Annotated in this window: 6 protein-coding genes; 3 read left to right on the top strand and 3 right to left on the bottom strand. The window is 66.4% G+C overall.

Annotated elements, in window-relative coordinates; translation table 11 throughout:
* On the top strand, positions 1-909 hold a 909-nt coding region (locus ACCD07_RS22605), incomplete at its 5' end, for a MaoC/PaaZ C-terminal domain-containing protein (RefSeq protein WP_413448638.1).
* 70 nt (positions 910-979) lie between these two features.
* The gene (locus tag ACCD07_RS22600) at positions 980-1,555 is read left to right on the top strand and encodes an NnrU family protein (RefSeq protein ID WP_413448637.1); all 576 of its coding nucleotides are present in this window, start codon (positions 980-982) and stop codon (positions 1,553-1,555) included.
* A 4-nt stretch (positions 1,556-1,559) separates the two neighbouring features.
* Here the strand turns inward: ACCD07_RS22600 and ACCD07_RS22595 are convergent, their stop codons facing one another.
* Entirely contained in the window at positions 1,560-1,925 is a 366-nt protein-coding gene (locus tag ACCD07_RS22595; RefSeq protein ID WP_176651489.1) for a hypothetical protein, read from the bottom strand.
* A gap of 84 nt (positions 1,926-2,009) precedes the next feature.
* On the opposite strand from ACCD07_RS22595, the gene ACCD07_RS22590 reads away from it, so the two are divergent.
* Positions 2,010-3,539 carry a class I SAM-dependent methyltransferase gene (locus ACCD07_RS22590; RefSeq protein ID WP_413448636.1) on the top strand — a complete coding sequence of 510 codons (1,530 nt, stop codon included), beginning with the start codon at positions 2,010-2,012 and terminating at the stop codon, positions 3,537-3,539.
* Here ACCD07_RS22590 and ACCD07_RS22585 read toward each other — a convergent pair.
* Both ACCD07_RS22585 and ACCD07_RS22580 read right to left on the bottom strand, forming a co-directional pair.
* Positions 3,516-4,562 (bottom strand): GGDEF domain-containing protein, encoded by a 1,047-nt coding sequence (locus tag ACCD07_RS22585; RefSeq protein ID WP_413448635.1) that lies wholly within the window; start codon positions 4,560-4,562, stop codon positions 3,516-3,518. The two genes, ACCD07_RS22590 and ACCD07_RS22585, sit on opposite strands and share 24 nt — an antisense overlap.
* Before the next feature lie 13 nt (positions 4,563-4,575).
* On the bottom strand, positions 4,576-7,659 hold the full coding sequence (locus ACCD07_RS22580; protein ID WP_176651492.1) for an efflux RND transporter permease subunit: 3,084 nt from the start codon (positions 7,657-7,659) through the stop codon (positions 4,576-4,578).
* Position 7,660: the final 1 nt, after the last annotated feature.

Below are 7,660 nucleotides of genomic sequence, written 5' to 3'. Positions count from 1 at the left end.
CCCGCCCCGGCCCCCGCCCCCGCCCCCCCCCCCCCCCCCGCGCCCCACACCCCCCCCCCCCCCCCCCCCCGCGCCCCCCCCCCCCCCCCCCCCCCCCCCCCCGCGCCCCCCCCCCCCCCCTCGGCGCAAGCGCCGGTCGGCATGACGATCCAGCGCACCATCGCGGCGCCGCCTGCACGGCTGGTCGAACAGTACATCCGCTGGTGCGGTGCCGCCGGCAGTTATGAAGGCCAGTTGCCGCCGCATATGGTGTCGCAATGGAGCCTGCCGCTGGTCGGCGAACTGCTGATGCAACTGCCCTACCGGCTCACCCGCGTGATCAACCAGGGCGTCTCGATGACCGTCCACGGCCCGCTGCCGCGCGATACGGCGCTGACCTTGAGCGTCTCCATCGAATCCATGGAACCGGCGGCCGGGCGCGTGCGCGTGGTGGTCGCCATCATCACCGGCGTCCCCGGCCAGGCCAGGCTGGTCGAGACGCGCCTGCATATGAGTTTTCTGTTGCCAGGCAAGCGTCCGCCGAAAACCGCGGCGCCGCGCCCGCCCGATCCGGCCTGGCATACCGCCGGCCAGTGGCGGGCCGACGCCAGCGACGGCCTGCGCTTCGCGCTGCTGACCGGCGATTTCAATCCCATCCACTGGTGCGGTCCGCTGGCGCGGCGCTCTGTCTTTGGCGGCAAGGTGTTGCAAGGCTTCGGCAGCCTGGCACGCAGTATTGAAGCGCTGGGGAGCGGCGGCTTCCGCGAGCTCGACGTGCGCTTCCTGCGGCCGGTGCCGCTGCCCTGCCCGCCGTTGTCGGTGCAGCTGGCAAGCGAGGCGGACGCCGACGGCTGGCGCGCGCTGCGGCTGGCCGGCGATGGCGATGGCGATGGCGGCACCGTCGTACATCTGGCGGGTCGTCTGCGCTAGGCACCGCGGCGTTGCGTGCGGCCGCACAGCAGTGTATCGTCATCACATTTAACCAGCACAGGGATGCGCGATGGCGATACTGATACTCGGCTTGGTAATTTTTCTCGGACTGCACTCGGTGCGCATCTTCGCCGACGACTGGCGCACGGCCATGCGCGCGAAGCTCGGCGCGAACGCGTGGAAGGGCTTGTACTCGGTGGTGTCGCTGGCCGGCTTCGGCCTGATCGTCTGGGGCTACAGCATCGCGCGCCAGCAACCGGTGGTGGTCTGGTCGCCGCCGAAGGCGATGGCCCACGTCGCCGCTCCGCTGATGGTCATCGCCTTCATCCTGCTGGCGGCGGCCTACGTGCCGCGCAACAGCATCAAGGCCAAGATCCATCATCCGATGACGCTGGCCGTCAAGACCTGGGCGCTGGCGCACCTGCTGGCCAACGGCACGCTGCACGACATCATCCTGTTCGGCAGCTTCCTGCTATGGTCGGTGCTGCTGTTCCGCACGGCCCGCAGGCGCGACCGGGCCGCCGGCACCACCTACCCTGCGGGTACCGCCATCGGTACGACGATTACCGTGGTGGTGGGGTTTGCGGTGTCGGTGCTGTTCGCGCACTGGCTGCACCTGCTGCTGATCGGCGTCAACCCGTTCTAGAGATTCAGTTGCACTTGCCGCGCAGCGCCGCCGCGATCACCCACGGCAGCGAATACGGCCCAACCACGGCGATCGGACCGATCTGCGCCGGCTGATGTTTCAGCGCGTCGCCGTGCAGGCAGTCGGGCACCTTGGCCTGCTCGAATGCTGCGCTCATCTTGTCGTGCGCGGTGCCGGCGGAAAACGCCCCGGCGTTGCGGTTGACGAGCGGCTGCGGATTTTCCGCGATGGTCTCCCGCACCGCCTTCTTGATGATCTCATCGGTCAGCACCGGCGGACTGGCCGGTGGTGGAGAAGGCGGAGGGGACGGCAAGGCTGCGGCGCCGCGCGCGCTTGCCGCCAGCACCGCTGCCGCGATGATGTATCTCATGCCATCCCCCGTTTCGTTCGCATCCTTGCGCCCATCATATCAAAACTGCACTAGAATTTGTGCAGTTAATCGACGAGGTGGTAAATGACAAATTGGAGCAATGGCTATATCGCCGACATCGGCTACACCTACGGGTATTATCACGCGCTGAACCCGTTGCGGGCGAACCTGGCGCTGCTGCACGCGCGCATCGCCCTGCCCGAAAGCGGTACCGCCTGCGAGCTGGGCTACGGCCAGGGCATCAGCACCAATATCCATGCGGCCGCCTCGGCCACCAGGTGGTACGGCACCGACTTCAATCCCGGCCAGGCGGGATTTGCCCGACAACTGGCGGAGCACCTGGCCGACGGCCCCGCGCTGTACGACCAGTCCTTCGTGGAATTCTGCAACCGCAGCGACTTGCCGGATTTCGACTACATCGGCCTGCACGGCATATGGAGCTGGATCTCGGACGACAACCGCGCCGTCATCGTCGACTTCGTGCGGCGCAAGCTGAAGGTCGGCGGGCTGCTGTACATCAGCTATAACACCCAGCCCGGCTGGGCGGCGATGGTCCCGATGCGCGACCTGATGACGCAGCACGCCAGCGTGATGACCGCGCCCGGCGCCGGCATCGTCGCCAAGGTCGACGGCGCGCTGGCATTCGCCGACAAGCTGATGGCGGCCAACCCGCTGTATGCCCGCGCCAATCCCGGCGTGGCGGAGCGAATGAAGAAACTCGGCGGCCAGAATCGCCAGTACCTGGCGCACGAATACTTCAACCGCGACTGGCTGCCGATGTCCTTCGCCGACATGGCCGGCTGGCTGGTCGACGCCAAGCTCGATTACGCCTGCTCCGCCAGCTACCCCGAGCTGGTGCCGGAGCTGAACCTGACCTCGGAACAACGGGCCTTGCTCGATGAAATACCGGACCCGGTATTCCGCGAAAGCGTTTTCGATTTCATGATCAACCAGCAGTTCCGGCGCGACTACTGGATCAAAGGCAGGCGCCAGCTGCAGCCGCTGGAATACGCCGAACAATTGCGCGCCCAGCGGATGATCATGTGCATGGCGCGCGACGACGTCACGCTCACCATCGCCGGCTCGGTTGGCGAGGGCGCGCTGAGCGCGGAGATCTACAATCCGATACTGGACCTGATGAGCGACCATCAGGCGCGCACCATAGGCCAGATGCAGCAGGCTTTGCGGAGCATCACGCTGCCGCAGCTACACCAGGCCTGCATGCTGCTGGTCGAGAAAAACGTCCTGGGCGCGGCGCTCGACGAGCAGGAAGCCGCGGCACGCCGGCCCGAGACCGAGAAGCTGAACCGGGCGCTGATCCAGCGCGCGCACTATACCGCCGAGATTCCCTTCCTGGCCAGCCCTGCCCTCGGCGGCGGAATTCCCGTACACCGTTTCCAGCAACTGTTCATCGCCGCGCAGGCGCAAGGAAAAACACGGCCCGGGGAATGGGTGGAATATGCCTGGCATGTGCTCAAGTCGCAGGGGCAGTCCATCGTCAAGGACGGCAAGACCCTGGAGGGCGACGACGCCAACGTGGCCGAGCTGAACCGGCAGGCCGCCGAGTTCCACGACAAGCACTTGGCGCCGCTACGCGCCCTGGGTGTGCTCTGACGGGACGGCCGAATCGGCTGAATTGGCTGAATCAGCCACGCGCACGGCGTTGCGGCCGCCCTGCTTGGCCGCGTACAGCATCTTATCGGCCCGCATCAGCCAGTCCGCCGGGCCGGTGCTCTTGTCCATGTAGGTGACGCCGATCGACACCGTGACCGGATGGCCCGGCACCAGGGGAGCGCCGGCCACCGCACCGCGCAGGCCTTCGGCCAGCCTGGCGGCGGCGCTCAGGCCGGCGCCGCTGGCGATGATGGCGAACTCCTCGCCGCCGTAGCGGAAGATCCGGTCCGACGCCCGCGTATGCTGCCGCATCACCTCGCACAGGCGCTTCAGCGCTTCGTCGCCGGCCGCATGGCCGAACAGATCGTTGACCTGCTTGAAGTGGTCCAGGTCCAGCAGCAGCAGGCTCGATTCCAGGTGCGGGCGGCGTTCCTCGGCATGCGCGGCCAGCTTGCGGTCCAGCGCGCGGCGGTTGCCCACGCCGGTCAGGAAGTCCAGCTCCACCGCCGTGTGCAGCGCGCGGTTCTGCAGGCCGGTGCGGTCGGCGAAAATATAGGCGAACAGATTGACCAGCACGATGGTCACCACGATCGTCAGCAGGTTGAGCAGCTCCAGCTGGGGCAGCAGGATCGCCACCAGTCCTGCCAGCGAGACGCTGTTGATGGTCAGCGCGGCGCGCGGCCGCAGCACGAAAAAGGCGGCGATCATGGTCGGATACACCCAGTACACCAGCGATACGCCGCGCAGGTACACGGTGGCCAGCATGCCGGCCGAGTAGAAGATCGTCACCCCAAGGCTGGCGAGGCGGTGGCGGCCGGTGCGCCACACATGCAGCATCACCGCCACCATGCCCAGCACCAGCGTCATGTCCACCGCCGCCGACATCCAGCTGTGCTGCAGCAGGCGGTAGATCCCGAACGGCAGGATGCTGGGAATGCTCAGCGCGCACAGCAGCAGGAGTATCACTTCCTCCAGGCTGCGCTTGCGCTTTCCCTGCCGCTTTCCCTGCACTTCTTCGGGCATATTTCTTATGGTGTTATGTCGCCTGGCCTGCGGGTTGGTCAGCCGGGCCCGTTGCCGATTCAGCCGTGGCATGCGTTTCAGCCTTGTGCTCGCCCGCCAGGAACATATACATGGCAGGCACCACGAACAGCGTGAACAGCGTGCCGATCGACAGCCCGGTGAAGATCACCAGCCCCATCGCATGGCGTCCGGCCGCCCCCGCGCCCGAGGCGATCACCAGCGGCACCACGCCGAATACCATGGCCGCCGTCGTCATCAGGATGGGCCGCAGCCGGGTGGCGGCGGCTTCCTCGATCGCTTCGCGCTTGTTCTTGCCGGCCAAACGCAGGTGGTTGGCCACTTCCACGATCAGGATACCATGTTTGGAAATGAGCCCCATCAGCGTCACCAGCCCGACCTGGGTGTAGATGTTGATCGAGGCGAAACCGAGGAAGATGAAGGTCATCGCGCCGAACAGCGCCATCGGCACCGAGAACAGGATCACGATCGGATCGCGGAAGCTCTCGAACTGCGCCGCCAGCGCCAGGAACACGATCACCACCGCGAACGCCATCGTCAGCACGAAGCCGCCCGACTCGCTGACGAACTGGCGCGAGCTGCCCGAGTAGTCCACCGTGTAGCCCGACGGCGCCACTTCCTTGAGCGTGTTGCGCAGGTATTCGAGGATCTCGCCCTGCGAGGCGCCCGTCACGCCGGCGATGGTGGCCGAATTGAGCTGCTGGAAGCGGGTCACCGATTCCGGCTGCACGCTGTAGCTGATGCTGGCCACGGTGCTGGCCGGGATCATGGCGCCGCTCGGCGTCTTGATCTGGAAGTCCAGCACGTCGGCCGGGTTGAGGCGGTCGACCTGCTGCACCTGCGGGATCACCTTGTACGAACGGCCGGAGATCGAGAAGTAGTTGACGTAGCCGCCGCCCAGCGCCGCGCCCATGGCGTTGCCGAAGTCCTGCTGCGTCAGGCCCAGCGTGGCCAGCTTGTCGCGGTCCACCTCGACGCGCGCCTGCGGCGTGTCGATCTTCAGGTCGACGTCGGCGAAGTAGAACTTGTTGTCCTTGCGCGCCTTGTCCAGCACCGCCTGCGCCACCGTGTTCAGGTTCTCGAACGGCTCGGTGGTGGTGATGACGAACTGCACCGGCAAGCCGGAGCTGCCCGGCAGCGCCGGGAACTGGAACGCCGCCACGCGGCCGCCGGCCACGTTGTTCCACTTGGCCTGCAGCTCGGTCTGGATCTCGTGCGCCGAGCGCGAACGCTTGTCCCACGACTTGAACAGCACGCCGCCGATGCCGGCATTGGTGGTCGGCACGCCGGTGATCTGGAACATCTGCTCGTATTCCGGCAGCGAGTGGGCGATGTCGAAGATCTGCTTGGCGTAGGCCTGCATCTGGTCCGAGGTGGCGGTCGGCGCGCCGACCACCTGCGACAGCACGATGCCCTGGTCCTCTTCCGGCGCCAGCTCGGCCTGCGACATCTTGAACATCAGGCCCAGCAGCAGGCTGAGGATCACGCCCAAGATGATCAGCACCGGCCAGGTGTTGAGCAGGCTGTGCAGCAGCCGCAGGTAGCCGTTGTGCACCTTGTCGAACACCTTGTCGATGGCCTTGACGAAACGCCCCTCGTCCTGCTTGGCGTCGAAGAAGTGGCCGCACATCATCGGCGACAGGGTCAGCGCGACGATGCCCGACACCGCCACCGCGCCGGCCAGCGTGAACGCGAATTCGGTGAACAGCGCGCCGGTCAGGCCGCCCTGGAAGCCGATCGGCACGTAGACGGCGATCAGCACCACCGTCATCGCCAGGATCGGGCTGCCCAGTTCGCGCGCCGCGACGATGGCCGCGTCGTAGGGCTTCATGCCGGCCTTCATGTGGCGGTCGACGTTTTCCACCACGATGATGGCGTCGTCCACCACCAGGCCGATCGCCAGCACGATGGCCAGCAAGGTCAGCAGGTTGATCGAATAGCCCAGCATCAGCATCACGAAGAAGGTACCGATCAGCGACAGCGGCATCGCGATCACCGGCACGATCACCGCGCGGAAGCTGCCCAGGAACAGGTAGATGACGATGGTGACGATGATCAGCGCCTCGATCAGCGTCTTGACCACTTCGTCGATCGAGGTGTTGATGAAGTCCGTCGAGTCGTAGACGATTTCGCCGGTCAGGCCGTTCGGCAACTGTTCCTTGATCGGCGGGAAGGCCTCGCGCACGCGCTTGGCGACGTCGAGGATGTTGGCCTCCGGCGCCACCTTGATGCCGATGAACACCGAGCGCACGCCGCTGAAGGCGACGTTGAAGTCATAGTTTTCCGAGCCCAGCGTGACGGTGGCGATGTCCTCCAGGTGGACGATGGCGCCGCCGGCCTGCTTGATGGCCAGCGCCTTGAACTCCTCCACCGTGTGCAGGTCGGTGCCGGCGGTCAGCGGCACGGTCACCATCTGGCCCTTGGTGGCGCCCAGGCCGGCCAGGTAGTTGTTCTGCGCCAGCGCGGCGCTGACTTCGGTCGCGGTGACGCCGTGGGCCGCCATCTTGTTCGCGTCCAGCCAGGCGCGCAGCGCGAACTGGCGCGCGCCCAGCAGTTCGGCTGTCTGCACGCCCTGGATCGAATCGAGCTTGGGCTTGACCACGCGTGCCAGGAAGTCGGTGACGTTGTTGGTCGGCAGCGTGTCGCTGTAGAAGCCCATGTACATGGCGTCGGTGGTCTGGCCGGTCTGCACCGTCAGCACCGGCTGCTGCGCCTGTTGCGGCAGCTGGTTGCGCACCGAGTTGACCTGGGTGGTGATCTCGGTCAGCGCGCGGTTGGAATCGTAGTTCAGCCGCAGCGTGGCGGTGATCACGGACACGCCGCTGTTGGACGACGACGACAGGTAGTCGATGCCCTGCGCCTGCGCCACCGCCGATTCCAGCGGCTGCGTGATGAAGCCGGCCACGGTGGCGGCATCGGCGCCGTAGTAGGTGGTGGAGATGGTGACCACCGCGTTCTGCGTCTTCGGATACTGGTTGATCGGCAGGCTGAACAGCGAGCGCAGGCCCAGCACCACGATCAGCAGGCTGACCACGCTGGCCAGCACCGGGCGCTTGATGAAGATGTCGGTAAAGTTCATG

This window comes from Duganella sp. Dugasp56 (assembly GCF_047304105.1).
GTDB lineage: Bacteria > Pseudomonadota > Gammaproteobacteria > Burkholderiales > Burkholderiaceae_D > Rugamonas > Rugamonas hordei.
This window is presented reverse-complemented; position numbering and strand designations above follow the sequence as displayed.

Bases quoted from the DNA above. Each gene is read 5' to 3' on its own strand.
- ACCD07_RS22600 (WP_413448637.1), top strand. From the start codon at position 980: ATGGCGATACTGATACTCGGCTTGGTAATTTTTCTCGGACTGCACTCG.
- ACCD07_RS22595 (WP_176651489.1), bottom strand. From the start codon at position 1,925: ATGAGATACATCATCGCGGCAGCGGTGCTGGCGGCAAGCGCGCGCGGC.
- ACCD07_RS22590 (WP_413448636.1), top strand. From the start codon at position 2,010: ATGACAAATTGGAGCAATGGCTATATCGCCGACATCGGCTACACCTAC.
- ACCD07_RS22585 (WP_413448635.1), bottom strand. From the start codon at position 4,562: ATGCCCGAAGAAGTGCAGGGAAAGCGGCAGGGAAAGCGCAAGCGCAGC.
- ACCD07_RS22580 (WP_176651492.1), bottom strand. From the start codon at position 7,659: ATGAACTTTACCGACATCTTCATCAAGCGCCCGGTGCTGGCCAGCGTG.